Annotated in this window: 19 protein-coding genes; 17 read left to right on the forward strand and 2 right to left on the reverse strand. The window is 43.0% G+C overall.

What is annotated here, in order from left to right; all coding sequences use genetic code 11:
• Nucleotides 1–2: 2 nt before the first annotated feature.
• The 16 genes from ACN0VA_RS17000 (at nucleotide 3) to ACN0VA_RS17075 (ending at nucleotide 15,524) form a co-directional block, all read left to right on the forward strand.
• A complete protein-coding gene (locus tag ACN0VA_RS17000) occupies nucleotides 3–251 on the forward strand; it encodes an acyl carrier protein (RefSeq protein ID WP_417822322.1) in 249 nt (82 codons plus the stop codon).
• Between the two features lie 6 nt (nucleotides 252–257).
• Nucleotides 258–842: a hypothetical protein gene (locus ACN0VA_RS17005; RefSeq protein ID WP_417822323.1), complete on the forward strand. Its 585-nt coding sequence runs from the start codon at nucleotides 258–260 to the stop codon at nucleotides 840–842.
• Entirely contained in the window at nucleotides 839–2,098 is a 1,260-nt protein-coding gene (locus ACN0VA_RS17010) for an AMP-binding protein (protein WP_417822324.1), read from the forward strand. The genes ACN0VA_RS17005 and ACN0VA_RS17010 overlap by 4 nt, the downstream gene beginning before the upstream one ends.
• 11 nt (nucleotides 2,099–2,109) lie before the next feature.
• Complete coding sequence (locus ACN0VA_RS17015) at nucleotides 2,110–2,469, forward strand: hypothetical protein (protein ID WP_417822325.1); 360 nt, start codon at nucleotides 2,110–2,112, stop codon at nucleotides 2,467–2,469.
• On the forward strand, nucleotides 2,466–4,130 hold the full coding sequence (locus ACN0VA_RS17020) for a glycosyltransferase family 2 protein (RefSeq protein WP_417822326.1): 1,665 nt from the start codon (nucleotides 2,466–2,468) through the stop codon (nucleotides 4,128–4,130). The genes ACN0VA_RS17015 and ACN0VA_RS17020 overlap by 4 nt, the downstream gene beginning before the upstream one ends.
• A 33-nt stretch (nucleotides 4,131–4,163) precedes the next feature.
• Nucleotides 4,164–5,708, forward strand: a complete 1,545-nt coding sequence (locus tag ACN0VA_RS17025; RefSeq protein ID WP_417822327.1) for an HAL/PAL/TAL family ammonia-lyase — start codon at nucleotides 4,164–4,166, stop codon at nucleotides 5,706–5,708.
• Between the two features lie 4 nt (nucleotides 5,709–5,712).
• Complete coding sequence (locus tag ACN0VA_RS17030; RefSeq protein WP_417822328.1) at nucleotides 5,713–6,132, forward strand: acyl-CoA thioesterase; 420 nt, start codon at nucleotides 5,713–5,715, stop codon at nucleotides 6,130–6,132.
• Nucleotides 6,117–6,668: an outer membrane lipoprotein carrier protein LolA gene (locus tag ACN0VA_RS17035; RefSeq protein ID WP_417822329.1), complete on the forward strand. Its 552-nt coding sequence runs from the start codon at nucleotides 6,117–6,119 to the stop codon at nucleotides 6,666–6,668. Before ACN0VA_RS17030 ends, ACN0VA_RS17035 begins: the two co-directional genes overlap by 16 nt.
• 158 nt (nucleotides 6,669–6,826) lie before the next feature.
• Nucleotides 6,827–8,881 carry an MMPL family transporter gene (locus ACN0VA_RS17040; RefSeq protein ID WP_417822330.1) on the forward strand — a complete coding sequence of 685 codons (2,055 nt, stop codon included), beginning with the start codon at nucleotides 6,827–6,829 and terminating at the stop codon, nucleotides 8,879–8,881.
• A complete protein-coding gene (locus ACN0VA_RS17045) occupies nucleotides 8,874–10,100 on the forward strand; it encodes a tryptophan 7-halogenase (protein WP_417822331.1) in 1,227 nt (408 codons plus the stop codon). Before ACN0VA_RS17040 ends, ACN0VA_RS17045 begins: the two co-directional genes overlap by 8 nt.
• Entirely contained in the window at nucleotides 10,091–10,636 is a 546-nt protein-coding gene (locus tag ACN0VA_RS17050; protein ID WP_417822332.1) for a DUF3261 domain-containing protein, read from the forward strand. The genes ACN0VA_RS17045 and ACN0VA_RS17050 overlap by 10 nt, the downstream gene beginning before the upstream one ends.
• The gene (locus tag ACN0VA_RS17055; protein ID WP_417822333.1) at nucleotides 10,633–11,796 is read left to right on the forward strand and encodes a beta-ketoacyl-[acyl-carrier-protein] synthase family protein; all 1,164 of its coding nucleotides are present in this window, start codon (nucleotides 10,633–10,635) and stop codon (nucleotides 11,794–11,796) included. The genes ACN0VA_RS17050 and ACN0VA_RS17055 overlap by 4 nt, the downstream gene beginning before the upstream one ends.
• Nucleotides 11,793–12,242, forward strand: a complete 450-nt coding sequence (locus ACN0VA_RS17060; protein ID WP_417822334.1) for a hypothetical protein — start codon at nucleotides 11,793–11,795, stop codon at nucleotides 12,240–12,242. The genes ACN0VA_RS17055 and ACN0VA_RS17060 overlap by 4 nt, the downstream gene beginning before the upstream one ends.
• The gene (gene fabG / locus ACN0VA_RS17065; RefSeq protein ID WP_417822335.1) at nucleotides 12,235–12,960 is read left to right on the forward strand and encodes a 3-oxoacyl-ACP reductase FabG; all 726 of its coding nucleotides are present in this window, start codon (nucleotides 12,235–12,237) and stop codon (nucleotides 12,958–12,960) included. Before ACN0VA_RS17060 ends, fabG begins: the two co-directional genes overlap by 8 nt.
• Nucleotides 12,960–14,192, forward strand: coding sequence for a beta-ketoacyl-ACP synthase (locus tag ACN0VA_RS17070; RefSeq protein ID WP_417822336.1), 1,233 nt, complete (start codon nucleotides 12,960–12,962; stop codon nucleotides 14,190–14,192). Before fabG ends, ACN0VA_RS17070 begins: the two co-directional genes overlap by 1 nt.
• On the forward strand, nucleotides 14,193–15,524 hold the full coding sequence (locus ACN0VA_RS17075; protein ID WP_417822337.1) for a lipid biosynthesis B12-binding/radical SAM protein: 1,332 nt from the start codon (nucleotides 14,193–14,195) through the stop codon (nucleotides 15,522–15,524). It begins immediately after the preceding gene.
• Nucleotides 15,525–15,530: 6 nt separating this feature from the next.
• On the opposite strand, the gene ACN0VA_RS17080 is transcribed toward ACN0VA_RS17075, so the two are convergent.
• On the reverse strand, nucleotides 15,531–16,556 hold the full coding sequence (locus ACN0VA_RS17080; RefSeq protein ID WP_417822338.1) for a hypothetical protein: 1,026 nt from the start codon (nucleotides 16,554–16,556) through the stop codon (nucleotides 15,531–15,533).
• 197 nt (nucleotides 16,557–16,753) lie between these two features.
• On the opposite strand from ACN0VA_RS17080, the gene ACN0VA_RS17085 reads away from it, so the two are divergent.
• On the forward strand, nucleotides 16,754–17,392 hold the full coding sequence (locus tag ACN0VA_RS17085) for a hypothetical protein (RefSeq protein WP_417822339.1): 639 nt from the start codon (nucleotides 16,754–16,756) through the stop codon (nucleotides 17,390–17,392).
• Between the two features lie 58 nt (nucleotides 17,393–17,450).
• Here the strand turns inward: ACN0VA_RS17085 and ACN0VA_RS17090 are convergent, their stop codons facing one another.
• Nucleotides 17,451–17,942, reverse strand: a complete 492-nt coding sequence (locus ACN0VA_RS17090; RefSeq protein ID WP_417822340.1) for a transposase — start codon at nucleotides 17,940–17,942, stop codon at nucleotides 17,451–17,453.
• Nucleotides 17,943–18,306 lie beyond the last annotated feature (364 nt).

Here is an 18,306-nt window from a genome sequence, read left to right on the forward strand (position 1 = left end):
TTGTGTTAAGCCGTGAAGAAATTTCAGATAAATTGAAAGAATACCTGCAAAACCTTTTTGAGGTTCCCGCAGAAGACATCACACCGGATGCCAAGCTATTTGAAGACCTTGACCTAGATAGTATTGATGCCGTTGACCTTGTTGTAAAATTACAGGAACTCACAGGTAAGAAAATTCCACCGGAAGAATTCAAAACCGTTCGTACCGTTAATGATATTGTTGAGCGTGTACACAGTCTTGTGTCCGAATAAGGCCAAATGAAACCGCCGTTCAAACTTAAACCGCTCATGGTTCTCGCCAGCGTTATTGGGGTGGCGTACCCGTTTGCGGTTTATTTCGGTCTTCAGTTTTTTACCCCTTTAGTCATCTCTATAGGATTAATGGTTTTCCTAGGCTTTCGCATCGTGCTGCAATGGCATGATAAAAAAGAAACCATACATATTGTTTCTTTAGGCCTAACCATTTGTGTTGCGGGAATACTCGCCTTTGTTGACACCATGTTGGCTGTAAAATCCTATCCCATCTCCTTATGTTTAAGCTTAGCTTTTGTCTTTGGATATTCCCTTCTTCATCCTCCCGCTATTATTGAGCGATTTGCCCGAATGGTGGAGCCTGACCTAAATGAAAGTGGTGTGCACTACACCCGTAATGTCACATTCATCTGGATCATTTTCTTTATCCTAAATGCCTGCATCTCACTTTGGACGGCTTTATATTCAGATTTGAAAACATGGACATTCTACAACGGGTTTTTATCTTACATCTTTATGGGCTGCCTTTTTGCAGTTGAGTTTGTTGTGCGCCAATTTGTGAAGAAAAAACATGTGGGAACACATTCATGATTTCTCTGTCTCAACTTCTACTCAACGATCTTGAAAACCAGATCACCAATGACATCTCCTTCGCACAATTTAAGAACGATGTTGCCCATAACGCCTCCCGACTTTCAGGCCAGAGCGTTATCTTATTCGAAGATAGCAGCTATACCTTTGCTGTGGGCCTCATGGCTGCTTTACATGCAGGGTGCAGGGTTTCTCTGCCGCCAAATGCACAGCCCGGAACATTAGAAAAACTGGACGGACATCGCCTTGTTCTTGAATTAGGAGAACAGACTGATTTTGACTTTCAGCCCCTTGATATAAACAACTGCATCCTTGATTTTTTCACATCAGGTTCAACAGGGGATGCAAAATGTATCCGTAAAAACTTACGCCAAATCGAGAATGAGATAACGGTACTTGAAGATACTTTTGGGGCACAGTTAAGAGGCTCAATCGCACTCGCGACTGTCTCTCACCAACATATCTACGGGATGTTATTTAAAGTCTTATGGCCCTTATCTGCAGGGCGCCCGTTTTATGATGAGATGTTTGAATATTGGGAAAGTCTCATTCCCCATATTTGTGAAGACAGCTTCATTATTTCTAGCCCCGCACATCTGACCCGGTATCCTGTATTAGACATTGAAGAATCACCAAAGATGATCTTTTCATCCGGTGGTCCGCTCCCCATTGAAGCAGCCATTGAGACACAGAAAATCCTCACAAAGACACCCATGGAAGTCTTTGGTAGTACAGAGACAGGCGGGATCGCTTATCGGCAACAAACCGATGAAGCCACTCCATGGACCCCCTTTAGCGCCATTGATGTTCGAAGCGATGATTATGGTGTTTTATCCATCCGTTCACCTTATCTTGAAAATGATCATTGGTACGAGATGAGTGATAAGGTTGAATTCCTCTCAAATGATAAGTTCCTGTTAAAAGGACGCATTGACCGGATCGTCAAAGTCGAAGGAAAACGTGTCTCCCTGCACGAGGTGGAAGCTATCGCCTTGCAGTCTCCCTATGTTAAAGAAGCTGCTGCCTTAATTGTGGATGATGAGAGACAGTCTTTATCTTGTGTCATTGTCCTAACCCCTGAAGGTCAGGTTCAACTGGATGCAATCGGTGAATTTCGCATGGGGCGTCTGTTACGAACAGAGATGCGCAATGACCTAGACCAAGCTGCCCTCCCCAGACGCTGGCGGTTCGTTGCAAAAATACCTGTGAATTCTCAAGGTAAACGCTTGATGGCTGACCTGCTTTCTTTATATTAGGTTTTATGCAAATGTGGAAAGAAAGCAAACAAGAACCGGATATTCTGGCAGAGCGTAACGAAGGCACGCTTATTGAACTAGACCTATGCCCGCGATCTGACCTTTTCCAGTTCCAAGGCCATTTCCCAGAACAACCGATCTTACCGGGTGTCGGGCAATTGGATTGGGCTGTCCGCTTTGCTACAGACCGTTTCTCTCTAACACAAACCATTGCTGAAATTACTCAACTGAAATTCCGTGATCTCATGTTGCCAGAGATGCAAATCACTTTGAAACTCGATCACCAGAAGGAAAAGAACAGAGTTGTGTTTTCTTATATCTCTGGTGAAAAGACCTTCTCCTCCGGCATTCTTAAGCTGTCTAACCAATGAGTGTTAAATTCTGCGCCATCGTCCCCAGCCACAATCATTATCTTGTCATAGAAAATGTTGTAAAAGGTTTGCGCGAGAAAGGCCTCCCCGTCTTTATCATTGATGATGGGAGTACGGACCCCACCAAATCAACCATTGCTGCCCTACATAACCCTGATGAAAATATTATCATTAAACGGTTTGATAAAAACCAAGGCAAGGGCTGTGCAGTCATTGAAGGATTTCGCATCGCTTATGAGGCAGGCTACAGCCACGCCGTTCAAGTTGATGCAGACGGACAACATGATGCATCTGCCCTTCCCAAGCTATTAGGGCTCGCAAAAGACCATCCTGAGGCCCTTATCTCAGGGCAACCCATTTATGATGAAACCATCCCGAAATCGCGTAAAATTGCCAGATGGTTCACTCATGTTTGGGTTTGGGTTGAGACACTTTCATTTCAAATTAAAGATAGCATGTGCGGTTATCGTGTTTATCCCCTCGCACAAAGCCTTGCAGTAGCTGATGAAGAAACAGTTGGTCAGCGCATGGATTTTGATACAGAAATCATGGTGCGCCTGTTTTGGCGTGGTACCCCTACCATCATGACGCCTGTGAAAGTCACCTATCCTGAAAACAACACCTCAAACTTTGATGTTGTGGCCGATAATATTCGTATTACAAAAATGCATACCCGTCTTGTTTTCAATATGCTGTTTCGTCTACCAAGCGTTTTGAAAAACCGCCCAAGAAAACCTCGCATTGCCTCCAGATGGGCCACGATAGATGAGCGTGGTATGACATGGGGGCTAAAATTCCTAGCCACTACTTATAAGGCCTTGGGCTATAATATTTGTTGGTGGGTCATGCAGCCTATCTTGTTATATTTTTTCTTAACAGGTGGAGTGCAACGCCAAGCCTCTAAGCGGTATTTTGAGAAGATATATGCCCAACAAGGTAGGAAAGATAAACCCGGATTTCTTCAATTATGGTCGCATACCCGGTCTTTTGGGCGCATGGCCTTGGATAAATTTTCAGCGTGGATGGGCAAGGTGGAAATCAACGATCTGATCATTCCGAATGAAAAAGAATTTGATCAAGTGATAGCTTCAAACAAAGGCGTTTTGGTTTTCACCTCTCATCTTGGCAATGTCGAAATTTGTCGTGCTTTGTCGAAAAGGCGCAGTAAAATTAAGATTACTGTCTTTGCCCATACCCAACATGCGGTTAAGTTTAATCAGATCCTTGCAGACTATAATCCTGATGCCGCTTTGGATGTTGTTCAGGTTAATGACATCGGACCGGCAACCGCCATAGAGCTTCAAGAACGCCTTGATCGCGGTGAATGGGTCGTGATTGCAGGTGATCGCACACCTGTTGAGGGGCAAAAACGTCTGTCATACATCCCATTTCTTGGTAAAGAAGCCCCTTTTTCTCAAGGCCCAATGATTTTAGCTTCCCTTTTGAAATGTCCGGTTTATTCTCTGCATTGTATGAAAGAAAGGGATAAGTTTCGTATCATTTTTGAAAAACTATCTGATCAAGTCATATTACCCCGCAAAACCCGTAACGAAGCATTAACTACAGAGATTACCAAATATGTACAAATTTTGGAGCGCAACTGTAGAGAATACCCATTACAGTGGTACAACTTTTTTGACTTTTGGGCTGAAGATCAATAAACCTAACAGCGAATAATTTTTAAAGAGAATAAAATGCTCCATATGCCTGTTATCACTTTTGGCGAAACGCCAGTTTCTATTGAAGACATCCATGCTCTGGCGATGGGGCGTGCTCAAGGTCAAGTTTCAGATGATCCTGCTTTTGTTGCCAAAATTTCAGCTGGCGCAGATTACTTAAGCGGCGTACTTGAGAAAACAGGGGTGCTTTATGGCATTACAACAGGGTATGGGGACAGCTGCACACGCGGCGTTCCAGAAGACCTTGTTCATGAACTTCCCATTCACCTGTCACGCTTTCACGGCGTGGGTCTCGGTAAAAATTTAAGCCCTGAGCAATCGCGTGCTGTTGTGGCTGTGCGTTTGGCCTCTCTGACAAAAGGCATGTCGGGTGTCTCCATGGACCTGATGAGACAGCTTGAACTACTCTTAGAACATGATATTGCGCCAATTATCCCTGAAGAAGGCTCTGTTGGGGCCAGTGGGGACTTAACCCCCCTTTCCTACGTTGCCGCTGTTCTTATTGGGGAGCGTGACGTTTTCTATAAGGGGGAACGTCGCAGCACAAAAGATGTTTATGAAGAACTTAACATCAAACCTTTGGTGATGCGTCCCAAAGAAGCCTTGGCGATTATGAATGGTACAGCTGTTATGACAGCCATGGCAGTTTTTGCATACCAACGCGCAGATTATCTTGCACGGCTGTGTTCTCGCCTCACAACCATGACCTCAATCGGCCTGCTTGGAAATCCTGAACATTTTGATGAAGTTCTATTCTCTGCAAAACCGCACCCCGGTCAGGCTGAAATTGCCAAACGTGTGCGCGAAGATTTGGATGGCGGTGTAAGTGATGAACCACTTCACCGACTGCAAGATCGATATTCTGTGCGTTGTGCCCCGCATGTGATCGGTGTGTTGCAAGATATGTTACCAACATTTAGACAAATTATTGAAACCGAGATCAACAGTGCCAATGACAATCCCATCATTGATGTAGAAAATGAACGTGTTCTTCATGGCGGTCATTTCTATGGCGGGCACATTGGTTTTGTTATGGATAGTTTGAAAAACCTTGTGGCGAACCTTGCTGACTTGGTTGATCGCCAAATGGCATCACTGGTGGATGTTAAATTCAATAACGGCCTGCCTTCTAATCTATCTGGTGCTGAGGGTGAACGCGCACCTATTAACCATGGTTTGAAAGCCTTACAAATCGGTGTATCAGCTTGGACAGCAGAAGCCTTGAAAAACACCATGCCCGCCAGTGTGTTTTCACGTTCTACAGAATGTCATAACCAAGACAAAGTCAGCATGGGCACCATTGCGGCACGTGATTGTCTGCGTGTTCTCGAATTAACAGAACAGGCCGTTGTTGGGCATATGCTGGCTTGCTGCCAATCCTTAAGACTACGCGTGCGCCAAGGTGAATTGTCATACGACAAACTCTCAACAGAAGTGGCTGAGTTCCAGAAATCTTTAGAAGCCGATATCCCGTTTGTTAATGAGGACGAACCTTTGGAAGGTGTTTTGAAGCTTTTATTAAACCGTATTTCAAACCAACATTGGTCCTTATACGAGTAAGCATATGATTTCTGCATCTGTTCAAATCCAAGCGCAATTTTACCATCTGGACCCTATGGAAGTGGTCTGGCATGGCAATTATGTTCGCTTCTTTGAACAAGCGCGCTGTGCACTGTTGGATAAGATTGACTATAACTATCCTCAGATGCGCGACAGTGGCTATATGTGGCCTGTTGTTGATATGCGAGTGAAATTTGTACGTCCTGTTACCTTCGCACAGAACATAAATGTGGAAGCCACCATAGCGGAATATGAAAACCGCCTCAAAATCAATTATCTGATCACAGATGTTGAAACAGGTGAGAAAATAACAAAAGGCTTTACCATTCAGGTCGCTGTTGATGGTGGAACTCAAGAAATGCTTTTTGAAAGCCCTGCCATCCTGTTTAAAAAGATTAAGGAGGCAACATGCGCTTCCTCATAATCATTGCTTTTCTTTTTATGTCTTCAATGACTCAAGCTCAAGAACGCCCCATCAAGCTGAAAGAAAACGAAGCGTTAAGTGGGACCTTTTCTCAAAAGAGATTTTTGTCCGGCTTTGGTCACCCCATTACATCTGAGGGTGAGTTTTATTTTGATAGAGCCCAAGGACTTGTCTGGAAGACCACAAGCCCTTTTGAGACAGAATTGCAGATTAACAAAACAGGTATGAGCCAAAGTGTTGACGGACAGGAAACCATACAGGTCTCAACAAACCAGTTCCCGGCTTTAAAAACATTACACGATGTTCTATCCCTATCAATGCAAGGCCAATGGGATATTCTGGAAGAAAAATTCGGGGCAAAGCTCACACCTCTTGAAACAGGTTGGTCCTTATCATTTCAAGCGCCAAAAGATGCCCCCTTCAAATCAATTTACCTTGAAGGCGCGAAACATCTAAAAAAACTGATCATTGTTAAGCCGGAAGATGACAAGGATGTGATTAACTTTAATAACCAAACCGTCTTACAGGTTAAGTAATGAGACGACTAGGGACAATCACATGGGCACTGATTCTCTTGCTCTGTCTTGTTATAATAGGGCTACGGTTTCAGAACACGCTTCCTATTGAAACAGACTTCTTGTCCTTGTTACCAGATGAGGAACAAAGCGAGTGGGTGCGACAAGCAAACTCTCTGATGAAAGAAGAAGTCACCCAGCGCATTGTCATTCTCGTAAAAGCTAAAGAGTTTGAAACCGCTAAATCATATGCGAATGAGCTTGTTAAGCAATTGGCACCGTTTGCTGATTTAAATAAACAGCAAGAACAAGTGGAAGGCTTAGGGAAAAATCTATTCAAATATCGTGCAAATCTTTTGTCCAATCAGGACCGTGCATGGCTGGAAAACGAACAAGCGGCTAAAGTGTCAAAACGCGCCTTAGCACAAATCATGTCCCCATTCGGGTTAAGTGATGCAAAATTAATTAAAGAAGACCCATATCTACTATTACCTGCCTACTTAGCTTCACGTCCAAAACTAAAAAAGAACTTCAAAACACAGGATGGATGGGACCTGATTGGGGAACACATCATCCTTATTTTTAATTTAAAGGGACAGGCCTTTAACCAGAGTTTTCAGGAAGATTTTATCACAGCTTATGAAAACTTAAAAACGCCAAACGGGATTGAGGTCTTGAAGACAGGGGCTGTCTTTTATGGACAAAGAGGGATTGAACAAGCCCAGAACGAAGCCACTTTAATTGGGGCTATCTCACTTTTAGGAATTATCTTACTTAATATTATTTTCTTCAGGAACATCCGTCCTATTCTGTTAAGCCTGTTGGCAATTTCCTCTGGCATCATCGGAGGTCTTGGGGTTTGCCTCCTGCTTTTTGGCAAACTTCATCTGATGGCCTTTATTTTCGGGGCGGGCCTTATTGGCATAGCGGTTGATTACACCTTCCATTATTGCTGCGATGGTCTGGGCGAAGAAAAATCTAACAGTGTTTTGCGAACCCAAAATATTGCACGCCCGCTGACATTTGGTGTCATAAGTTCTTCACTAGGTTTTCTCATTCTCGCAACAGCCCCCTTTCCCGGCTTGCAGCAGATTGCAATCTTTGCAACCGCAGGTCTTATCATGTCCTACCTGACTGTGATGTGTATCTATCCCCTGATTGATAAAAGCAAAGGCGTTATGCATTTTAAACGCTTGTGGGGTTTTGATCGCAACTGGAGCTTGATTATCGCAGGTATATCTGTTCTTGGGGCATTAGGCGGGGCAATGCTATTTCATACAGATGATGATGTGCGTCGCTTGCAAAGCCTGCCGCTTGATCTAAAAGCTGAAGAAGATCAAATTCGCAACATAACTGGGCTGGATAACGCCACACGCATTCTTCTTGTTCATGGGGAAAATGAACAAGATGTTTTGCAGTTAGAAGAAAATCTACTGCCTAAATTAGCTAATATCCAAGGCAAAGGTGACATTATTGGCTTTCAAGCCATGGCACAACTCATCCCTTCTATCAAAAAACAAAAAGAAAACCGTGATCTTGTCCAAAAGACCCTTCTAGGTGAAAAGCTCGATAAACATCTCAGCCATATTGGCATGACAAGGAAGAATGATATTTATGGCGAAGCTCTCTATTTAGACCCTGAAGGCTTTCTTCCCGAATTTCGACTTGCCCCATCGGTTCACATTATTCGCCTAAGCGGTGTGACAAACACAGAGGGGCTCATAGACCTAGCTTCAACTTATGAAAATGTTCGACTGGTCGATCAGGCAAAAAACATAAGTGAGACACTTGGCAAATACCGTAAACGCGCTATCCTTCTCATTGCTTTCTCCTGCCTACTTATATGGGCGTTCTTGGTGAGAAATTACGGCTTTAAAAACGCAAGTCTTATCTTGAGCGTTCCCATAAGTGCTGTTGTTCTAACACCCTTCATTGCGTCTATTTTTGGGGAAAGCTTTACTTTCTTCAATGCCATGGCTCTACTTCTCGTTTTGGCAATTGGATTGGATTATGCCCTTTTCAGTTTTGAAGCGAGTTCTGAGAAATACTCAGGTGCTATGATTGCCAATGGATTATCAGCAGCCTCAACAATAATGGCTTTTGGCCTATTGGCCTTAAGTGACATGTATGCCATTCATGCATTTGGCATGACCATATTGATCGGCATTTCAATTGCCTATGCCCTTGCCCCTTTAAGTCATATGAAAAACAAAAAGGTAAAAAGCCATGAATGAGATGTTTGATGTAGTCATTATTGGTGCCGGGCCAAGTGGAAGTGTAGCTGCAAGCTTATTAGCAAAGCATAACGTCAGTGTTCTTATGCTCGAAAAACTGGAATTTCCTCGTTTTATTATTGGGGAAAGCCTGTTGCCACAGTCCATGGAGTTTCTTGAAAAAGCAGATTTACTCCAAAGTGTTGTTGAACATGGGTTTCAGTTTAAAAATGGTGCGGCTTTTGGGTGTGCAGATCAAAGCAGCTTGATTGATTTCCGCCTGAAGTTCTCTGAAGGTTGGGGTACAACTTATCAAGTTCAACGTGCGCCCTTTGATCACCTGTTAGCAAAGAAAGCCGCGACTAAAGGAATTGACGTTCGATATAATCATGAAGTGATGGACATTGACCTATCACAAGATATATCACGCCTAAAAGTCAAGGATGCAGAAGGCAATGAGAGCGAAATCGAATGTAAGTTCATCTTAGATGCCAGTGGATACGGACGGGTTCTCCCTCGATTGTTAGACCTTGAACGTCCTTCCAGTTTCCCTGTGCGCAATGCCTTGTTTACACATATGAAAGACCAGCTTTGCACTAAGAAATTTGACCGTAACAAAATCCTTATAACCGTTCATCCAGAACAACATGACATCTGGTATTGGCTCATCCCATTCTCAGATGGAACATCATCTGTCGGTGTTGTAGTCCGTCCCGAAGTACTAGATAAATACAAAGGTGATAATTCCGAAAAGCTCTGGACGTTGTTAAGAGAAGCAAAAGAACTTGGCGCTTTACTTGATGATGCCGAAGAAATTCACCCTGTGGGTCAGCTCTCTGGGTATTCCTGTGATGTCTCAAACTTATGTTCAGATAAATATGCTTTGTTGGGAAATGCTGGGGAATTTCTGGACCCCGTCTTTTCTTCAGGCGTAACCATAGCCTTGAAGTCAGCTGATTTGGTGGTGCCCCCCTTACTCAAGCAGCTCAATGGAGAAGAAGTAGACTGGGAAAAAGAATATGCAAAGCCGTTAAAAATTGGCGTCACATGTTTTAAAACATTTGTGGAAAGCTGGTATGAAGGATCACTACAAAAGATCATTTTCAATCCACCTGAAGGAGATAATTCTATCAGAGATATGGTTATTTCTATTTTGGCGGGTTATGCGTGGGATGAAAAAAATCCGTTTGTTACCCAGCCTAAGAAATATCTAGAAATGGTGGCGGCCCAATGTCCATAAGAAACCTTATCATCTGTTGTGCTGTTATTATCCTTTCTAGCTGTGCAACCAAGTTTAAACCTGAAGGTAATGATTTTGGCAAATGGCAATTGCCCTTTGCCCCGGTGGAAGTAGTCCAGCTTTTAAAAGGCAACTATGGGGACAAAGAATTTGTCTTTCAAGTCGTCCTTAGTCTGCAGGAAGAACGTTTGTCCCTCATTGGATTAGATACCATGGGTCGTAGAGCTTTTACTGTGAAATGGGATAAGGATGGGATGCATAGTGAAAAAGCATCCTGGATGCCTGATCAGCTAAAAGGGGAACATATCCTCTATGACCTGATGCTGGCCTATTGGCCGCTTGAATCCCTAAACAGACCCTCAGATATTATTATTGAGGGGAAATATAAACGCCTTGTGACACACAATGGGGAAAACCGTGTCACAATTTCAAGACTGGATGGACATGACAGATGGCAAGGACGCTTGATTATTGAAAATCATCACAAGTCCTATCGTATTGAGGTCCAGTCTCAAAAAATAAAGGGGCCAAAATGACTTTATATTTAAACGCCCTTGGGATTGTGAACCCCCTTGGATGTGGAAAAGATCAAGTTGCGCAAAACCTGTTCGCAGGGTCACAAAATGGCCTGATAAAAAACGATACTTATATCCTGGACCAATCTGTGTATGTCGGGACAGTTAATACTGATTTACCCATCATCCCAGAGAACCTTTCTTTGCACAAAAGCGGAAATAACCAATTGGCCTTGATGGCTTTACAAGAGATTGAAACGGATATTCAAAAGTTTATCTCTGAATATGGTAATGATCGCATTGCCGTTGTTGTCGGAACAAGCACATCTGGAATTGGATCAAATGAACCCGCTATTGCTGAAAAAGTAAACACTGGGACATTCCCAACTGATTATGAATACCAACGTCAGGCCACCTCGGACCTCTCCCAATTCATTCAGGAATATCTGGATTTAAGTGGTCCAGCGATGACGGTCTCTACCGCTTGCACCTCAGGAGCCAAGGCTGTTGCTTCTGCTGCCAGGTGGATTGAAGCTGGCATCTGTGATGCAGCTATTGTTGGCGGTGCGGATAGCCTGTGCGGTCTGACCTTAAACGGATTTAATGCACTGGACTCACTTTCCAAAGGCAAGTGCCTTCCTTTTAGTGTAAATCGAGATGGCATTAATATTGGTGAAGGGGCGGCTTTATTCATCTTAAGCCGCAAGTCCGGCCCTGTTGAATTCTTTGGTTATGGCGAGACATCTGATGCCTATCATATCAGTGCGCCATCCCCTGAAGGGCTTGGAGCGATCAAAGCCATGGAATTGGCAAAAGGAGATCATGAAGTTGCCTATATTAACCTTCATGGAACGGCCACCCAATTAAACGATGCCATGGAAGCAAAAGCCGTAAATGAGCTTTTTGGGAATCATGTTTCATGCAGTTCAACAAAGTCTCTTACAGGACATATGCTTGGGGCTGCAGGTGCTAATGAACTCGGTTTTTTATGGCTGTCGCTTATTCATCAAAAACTTCCCCCACATGTTTGGGATGGAAAATCAGACGATGCCTTAGCCCAGCTAAAATTTGTGAAGCCTGATGATAAGTTAGAAACCGACGATAAGGTACTTTTAAGCAATTCATTTGCTTTTGGCGGAAACAATATCTGTTTAGCGGTGAAGAAAGCGAGACCGTTGTGAATTATGCCATTGAAGATTTAATAGCACATGACCACCCGATGATCTTAATCGATGATGTTATTTCTCATAATGATGAAATGATAGAAACCTCCCTTACGATTAATGAAGACACACCATTTATGTTTGATGGCAAGGTGCCTTGCTATGTTGCCGTTGAATATATGGCGCAATCCATTGCGGCCTATAGCGGGATTATCGCACGAGAAAAAGGCAAAGCCGTCCGTATTGGCTTTCTACTTGGGACACGCAAGCTTGAATTGTTAGGTGATGGTTTTCTCATTGGGGATCAGCTTAATATAGAGGCAAAAGCACTCTATAATGATGGGGAAATGGCCTCATTTGACTGCGTGACAAAAAAAGGCGAAAAAATAGTCGCAAAGGCACGCTTAAATGTATATCAACCAAGTAACGATAATTTAAAAATGGAGACAAAAGCCGATGGGTAGAACGGTTTTAGTCACAGGAGCCAGCAAGGGTATTGGTCAGGCGGTCGCGTTACGCCTTGCTAAGGATGGTTTTGATATTCTTGTTCATTATGGACGAGATCAAAATGGTGCTGAAGAAACGCTAACCAAAATTAATGAGCTAGGTGCCTCTGGTCGGACCATTTCATTTGATATTTCAAATCGTGAGCAATGTAAATCTACCTTAGAAGCCGACATAGAAGAAAACGGAGCTTATTATGGCGTGGTTCTGAATGCAGGCGTGACAAGTGACACTTCTTTTCCAGCTATGACAGATGAAGATTGGGATGGTGTCATTCATACCAACTTGGACGGTTTTTATAATGTGTTGCGCCCCTGCACCATGCCTATGGTCTCAGCAAGAAAAGGCGGACGTATTGTTGTCATGTCTTCCGTTTCAGGTGTCATGGGGAACCGAGGCCAAACAAATTATGCAGCCTCTAAAGCTGGATTAATCGGCGCTGCAAAATCCTTGGCCATTGAATTAGCTAAACGGAAAATTACAGTTAACAGCGTGGCTCCGGGGTTAATCGGTACGCAAATGACAGATGACTTGCCCATGGAAGAGATTAAAAAAGCCATTCCTATGCGTCGCGTTGGAACGCCTGAAGAAGTTGCAGGCACAGTCTCTTTCCTTTGTTCTGATGATGCAAGTTACATAACCAGACAAGTGATCTCGATTAACGGGGGAATGTTCTGATGCGTAGAGTCGTTGTGACAGGCATGAGCGGGGTAACTGCCCTTGGCAATGACTGGCCTACCATCCGAGAAGCCTTTAAAGAAGGACGTACGGGCATTCAACATATGGCTGATTGGGATCGTTATATTGATCTCAATACACGCCTAGCTGGGCCTGTTCAGGATTTTAATGTGGATAAACGCTATCCTCGTAAAAAATTACGCAGCATGGGTCCTGTTTCACGTATGGCTGTCTATGCAACCGAAATGGCGCTGACTAATGCAGGACTGATTGAAGATCGAAAGCTCTTTGATAGTGGTCGGATGGGCGTGTCTTATGGCTCTTCATTTGGTAGTACAAAACCCGTTGTGGCTTTTGCAGAACTCATGAGTGAAGGCACCATGCGCAATTTAACAGCCACCAGCTATGTTAAAATGATGAGCCATTCAGCGGCTGTAAACATTGGAGTCTTCTTTGGCTTAAAAGGCCGTATCATTCCAACATCAAGTGCATGTACGTCTGGCTCTCAAGGTATTGGATATGCCTATGAAGCCATCAAGTATGGCATGCAGGATGTGATGGTTGCAGGTGGTGCTGAAGAACTATGCCCATCCATGGCAGCTGTTTTTGATACACTTTATGCAACATCGGTTAAGAACGAAACTCCAGAATTATCTCCACGCCCCTTTGACAAAGACCGTGATGGCCTTGTGATTGGTGAAGGCGCTGGTAGTCTGATTTTAGAAGACTATGATCATGCGATCGCGCGCGGTGCCAGAATTTATGCTGAGATTGTTGGCTTCGGAACGAATTCTGATGGTGCGCATATCACACAACCAACAAAAGAGACTATGGAGCTTGCACTGCGTTCGTCCTTGAAAGACGCAAAGCTTGATGCAAGTGCCATTGATTATGTAAATGCTCATGGTACAGCAACAGACCGTGGTGATGTGGCAGAAAGTCATGCAACCCTTGCCGTTGTTGGTAATCAAACACCCATTCATTCCTTAAAAAGCTATTTTGGTCATAGTTTAGGGGCATGTGGTGTTATCGAAGCCTGGCTTGGCCTTGAGATGATGCGTGAAGGTTGGTTAACCCATACAGCTAATCTGGATAATCTTGACCCTGAATGTGCTGAACTAGATTACATCGTCAATGAAGGTCGCAATCTAGACATGGAATATATGATGTCTAACAACTTTGCTTTTGGGGGCATCAACACGTCCTTAATCTTCAAAAAAACGATTGATTAAATGGCTCTAAACTGTCTTTTAATTTCCATAAATACAGTAAAAACACCTTATGTGGTCCACCCTCTTGGAATGGCTCACATCGCAGGAGCTCTGAAACAAGATGGACACCATGTAAAACAATATGATGTTCTTGTTGAAGATGGAATCGAAGGTCTCCCTCCTGTCTTTGAAAAACACAAACCTGACGTAATCGGCATATCTATTCGGAATATTGATACGGTTGATAGTGCTGATCCTCAATTCTTCTTAAAAACAGCCCTTGAAACAATAAACCAGATCAAAAAATTCTCTGCTGTGCCAATCATTCTGGGCGGCGGTGCCTTCACACTGTTCCCAGAATTGATCCTGGAAGAACTTGGAGCTGATTACGGTATAACTGGTGAAGGTGAACAGACGGTTTGTAATCTCGTTAATCAGATTGAACAAGGGTGCGCACCAACAAAAGGGACAATCTTTCAAGGTACAGCAGCTTTAACAAATAAGTGGTTACCTGTTTCATATGATGAACGCATTACAGGATATTATCGCAGGCGGGGCGGCATGCTTAATGTTCAAACAAAGCGTGGTTGCCCCTTTAAATGTGATTATTGTTCTTACCCAACTCTTGAAGGAAATAAATTTCGCTATCGGGACCCAAAAGAAGTTGTGGATGAAATCGAACGATTAAAAAAAGACTACGGCTGCAAATATCTGTTTTTTACTGACTCAGTTTTCAACGACCATAAGGAACGTTATTTAGAGATTTGTGAAGAACTCATCCGAAGAGAAAACAAAACACCTTGGTGCGCTTATTTTCGCCCGTCATATTTAAACATCGATGCCATGAGCATTATGAAACGTTCCGGCCTTCATGCCATGGAATTCGGCACCGATGCCAGCAGTGATGCCACCTTAAAAGGGATGCATAAAGCCTTCCAAATGGAAGATGTATATCAAACGCATCAACTGGTTCGAGACTTTGATGTGCCATCAGCTCATTTTATCATTTTTGGCGGGCCGGAAGAAACGCCAGACACCCTCCACGAAGGTTTAGACAATCTGAAAAGACTAGAAGGCGCTGCTATTTTTGGGTTCAGCGGCATTCGAATTTTACCAAACGCACCTATCCAGAAACGGGCAATTAACGAAGGTCTCATCCAAAAAGAAGATGACCTGCTAGAACCTGTATTCTATTTCTCTTCAAAGATTGAACGTTCTTACATGGAAAATGAAATCAAAGAAGCTTGGTCTTTAGAACCAACAAAAATATTCCCTGTCTCTAACAGCCTGAACTCCATAGATGATATGCATAAAGCAGGTTTGATCGGTCCTCTTTGGGATAAGCTTTTATAACGTTTTTTACTCTGAGCCAGCCAGACGGTTTAACATGGCTTTGACGGCTGCCATTTGATTGCCTTTCTTGTTGTAATAATGATCACTGTCATAGCCCCACCAATCCCAGCACCCCTTTGGGTTCCCAGATAAATTCGATGACGTTTGAGGATAGAGAATAATTATTTTATTTGAATCCGCCCAGCGGTTATATCCTGCATTTTCGATATATTCCTTCCCAATGGTTGCGACATTCTGCTGGCAACCGTGAAAAACGATATGGACTTTGCACGTCTCACCTTTTTCACAAGCTTCTGGGATGAAGGCATAACCTTCGTCAGCAAGTGAATGACTCGTCGGATTTGCTAAGAATTCTCCTTGGTCAAAACCAATCACCTTGCCTCCCAGTTTTTCAGATGGGGTATTTAAAGCGCCATCATAAATATGTTTGAGTAAATTCCCTGCCTCATCATGATCGCATTTATTTATGTAAGGCAATTTCGATGCGGTTGAACAATCATTGCCATAGTTTTGAGTGATCATGGCATGACCAGCTGCGATATCGTTTACATACCGAATGTTTTCTTCTTCTACGCCAGCAGCTTGATAGAACTCTTTTATTTGATCACCAACTTTTTGATCTACGGTTTCATCCTTGGTGCCACTAAAGATATAAACCTTGTTACCTTTTAGGTTTGACAGATCATCAATCATCTTATTTGCAGCAACCTTATTTGCTTTGGCCGCCAATTCTTTGCCATCAGGAGAACCAGACAAGAACGACGGTTGCATGCATTTACCCAAGGCAGTCATGACTGAACCTTCTGCACAATTGAAAGGTCCAGCAGCAATAATTCCAGCTCCCTTAATAGTACTTGAATAGGCAACATGAAATTGGTCCGCCATATACCCACCTGCAGATAACCCTGATACAGATGTTTCTTTAAGATCAATTCTATAAGAAGGCAAAGGTTCTGCCGCTAAAGAGACCGTTGTAATCAACATAGATATAGCGATTAATGTTGTTGATAGAAATAGACTTCCACCCATCATCAACTTTTCCTTTTATGAGATATATAGACTTAAATGAACCAACTGGTATTTGAAGATCAGGGTATTTTATAGAGCTTTCCTAGCAAGTCACTTTAAATTATAAGCCATTACATTTTCACAACTATTGATATTGATTATTCCGACTGATAAAGGGCATAGTCTTCAGGAGCAGATAGCCTTTCTCATAGGAGTTTAAATTGAAACAGTTTTTCCGTTATTTTTCCCTTATTTTATGTATCGCTTATTTAGGAGCCTGTGCCCAAAAATTACCAGAAGAAGCACGTTATCCCAAATTTAGTAGCCCATTAACTACTGATCTGTCTGTCGCTGTAACTGATCATCGTGATTTCGTATTAAATGGCGATAAAGAACCTTGGTTTGAGGGAATTATGCATGGTGCTTTCGGTATCCCTGCGTCATTAAAAAGAAATGGACCAACTGAAGGGCGCCCTTTTGCATATTATCTATCGACTATGATCCAAACGTCATTGTCTAAGGCAGGAAGTAATGTGACAATTGTTGAATTGCCAAAAGGGGAAAGTCTCGAGGCCTCAATTCAAACACTTACAGACAAAGGATCATCTGGAATAATCGTGATAATGAAAAAATCCAGATATGCATTTTGGTTAAGTGCCGATTATCAATATGACTTCGAAGTTGCGATTGTCGATATTGAAGGGCGCATTAAAGTTCGAAAAACTTTTGCAAAATGGGATAAAGAAATTCCATTAAGCTCCACATATAATGTCTTCGATATGTTTACTGAAATATATACAAAACGACTTCAGGTCATTTTAGATGATCCAGAAATAAAAGCTGCCCTAACTAACGCTTGAACATTAAGAGAACTAGACAAAGGGGCAGAGATGATTAGCCCCTTTGTCTAAAGATAGATTATTTTTTTGTACTCCTAATTTCTGAATTTGCTTCCTGAACACTCTTCTTCCCGAAAAGAAGATCCATCATGCTAGCAATACGTTCTCGCCCATAGGATTGATAGTTTTCTTTGTGGATGGTGCGGATATTGGTCCGCAAAGCCAGATCATCTGGTTGGCGTTGGGACATAGGCCGTTTACACCAGTCGTAATAACCACTCGGACTGATATTGAAGGCTTTGCACAACAGATGAATCGGATGATCGGCCTTTTTTAATATCTCGCGTTCCTCCTTGAGAATGCGGTTTTCTTTGCGAAGACGGGCAAGCTCTTTATGCAGGTCATCGTGCGGACCTGACATCAAATCATCATGTTTATGCTGAGCCACCCATTTGTTAAGTGTAGACATGCCAAGACCAAGATCGGCAGCAACTTGTTTGCGAGACAAACCACTTGTCAAAGCAAGTTGGACGGCTTCGCGTCTAAATTCATCAGATGTTTCGAGACTCATTGGTTCCTCCTGTAAATCTCAGTTTAACAGAAGGTACTCTCCAGTTTAGTGCACCGGTCCAAACAAACATCGACCCAATTCAGCCCTTGACGATGTCCCGCCAAATTGGGTTTACTACTTTCTTCTGGGTTAATCTAAAAACGGTATAGCAGCATAAAATATTCACTCAAACATCTCACCTTAAATTCGCTGCCAAACTGTCCAAGAAAGCGGGACTCCTTCTAAAGAGAGTGGTGTCCGTCGCCATATAATTTGGGACATGTGAGTGCTTAAAATAACAGAGGGTTTTGGCTCATCATGTTGGTTGATTATGCCACGTGTTTTTTATGAAGCAAGCGGCGCTGTTTGATGGTTTTTAATTTAA

The sequence above is a fragment of the Terasakiella sp. genome (assembly GCF_048267425.1).
Lineage (GTDB): Bacteria > Pseudomonadota > Alphaproteobacteria > Rhodospirillales > Terasakiellaceae > Terasakiella.

Coding starts and splice junctions, on each gene's coding strand:
- ACN0VA_RS17045 (WP_417822331.1), top strand. CDS start 8,874: ATGAATGAGATGTTTGATGTAGTCATTATTGGTGCCGGGCCAAGTGGA.
- ACN0VA_RS17050 (WP_417822332.1), top strand. CDS start 10,091: ATGTCCATAAGAAACCTTATCATCTGTTGTGCTGTTATTATCCTTTCT.
- fabG (WP_417822335.1), top strand. CDS start 12,235: ATGGGTAGAACGGTTTTAGTCACAGGAGCCAGCAAGGGTATTGGTCAG.
- ACN0VA_RS17090 (WP_417822340.1), bottom strand. CDS start 17,942: ATGAGTCTCGAAACATCTGATGAATTTAGACGCGAAGCCGTCCAACTT.
- ACN0VA_RS17055 (WP_417822333.1), top strand. CDS start 10,633: ATGACTTTATATTTAAACGCCCTTGGGATTGTGAACCCCCTTGGATGT.
- ACN0VA_RS17040 (WP_417822330.1), top strand. CDS start 6,827: ATGAAAGAAGAAGTCACCCAGCGCATTGTCATTCTCGTAAAAGCTAAA.
- ACN0VA_RS17005 (WP_417822323.1), top strand. CDS start 258: ATGAAACCGCCGTTCAAACTTAAACCGCTCATGGTTCTCGCCAGCGTT.
- ACN0VA_RS17010 (WP_417822324.1), top strand. CDS start 839: ATGATTTCTCTGTCTCAACTTCTACTCAACGATCTTGAAAACCAGATC.
- ACN0VA_RS17035 (WP_417822329.1), top strand. CDS start 6,117: ATGCGCTTCCTCATAATCATTGCTTTTCTTTTTATGTCTTCAATGACT.
- ACN0VA_RS17080 (WP_417822338.1), bottom strand. CDS start 16,556: ATGATGGGTGGAAGTCTATTTCTATCAACAACATTAATCGCTATATCT.
- ACN0VA_RS17020 (WP_417822326.1), top strand. CDS start 2,466: ATGAGTGTTAAATTCTGCGCCATCGTCCCCAGCCACAATCATTATCTT.
- ACN0VA_RS17070 (WP_417822336.1), top strand. CDS start 12,960: ATGCGTAGAGTCGTTGTGACAGGCATGAGCGGGGTAACTGCCCTTGGC.
- ACN0VA_RS17075 (WP_417822337.1), top strand. CDS start 14,193: ATGGCTCTAAACTGTCTTTTAATTTCCATAAATACAGTAAAAACACCT.
- ACN0VA_RS17015 (WP_417822325.1), top strand. CDS start 2,110: ATGTGGAAAGAAAGCAAACAAGAACCGGATATTCTGGCAGAGCGTAAC.
- ACN0VA_RS17030 (WP_417822328.1), top strand. CDS start 5,713: ATGATTTCTGCATCTGTTCAAATCCAAGCGCAATTTTACCATCTGGAC.
- ACN0VA_RS17025 (WP_417822327.1), top strand. CDS start 4,164: ATGCTCCATATGCCTGTTATCACTTTTGGCGAAACGCCAGTTTCTATT.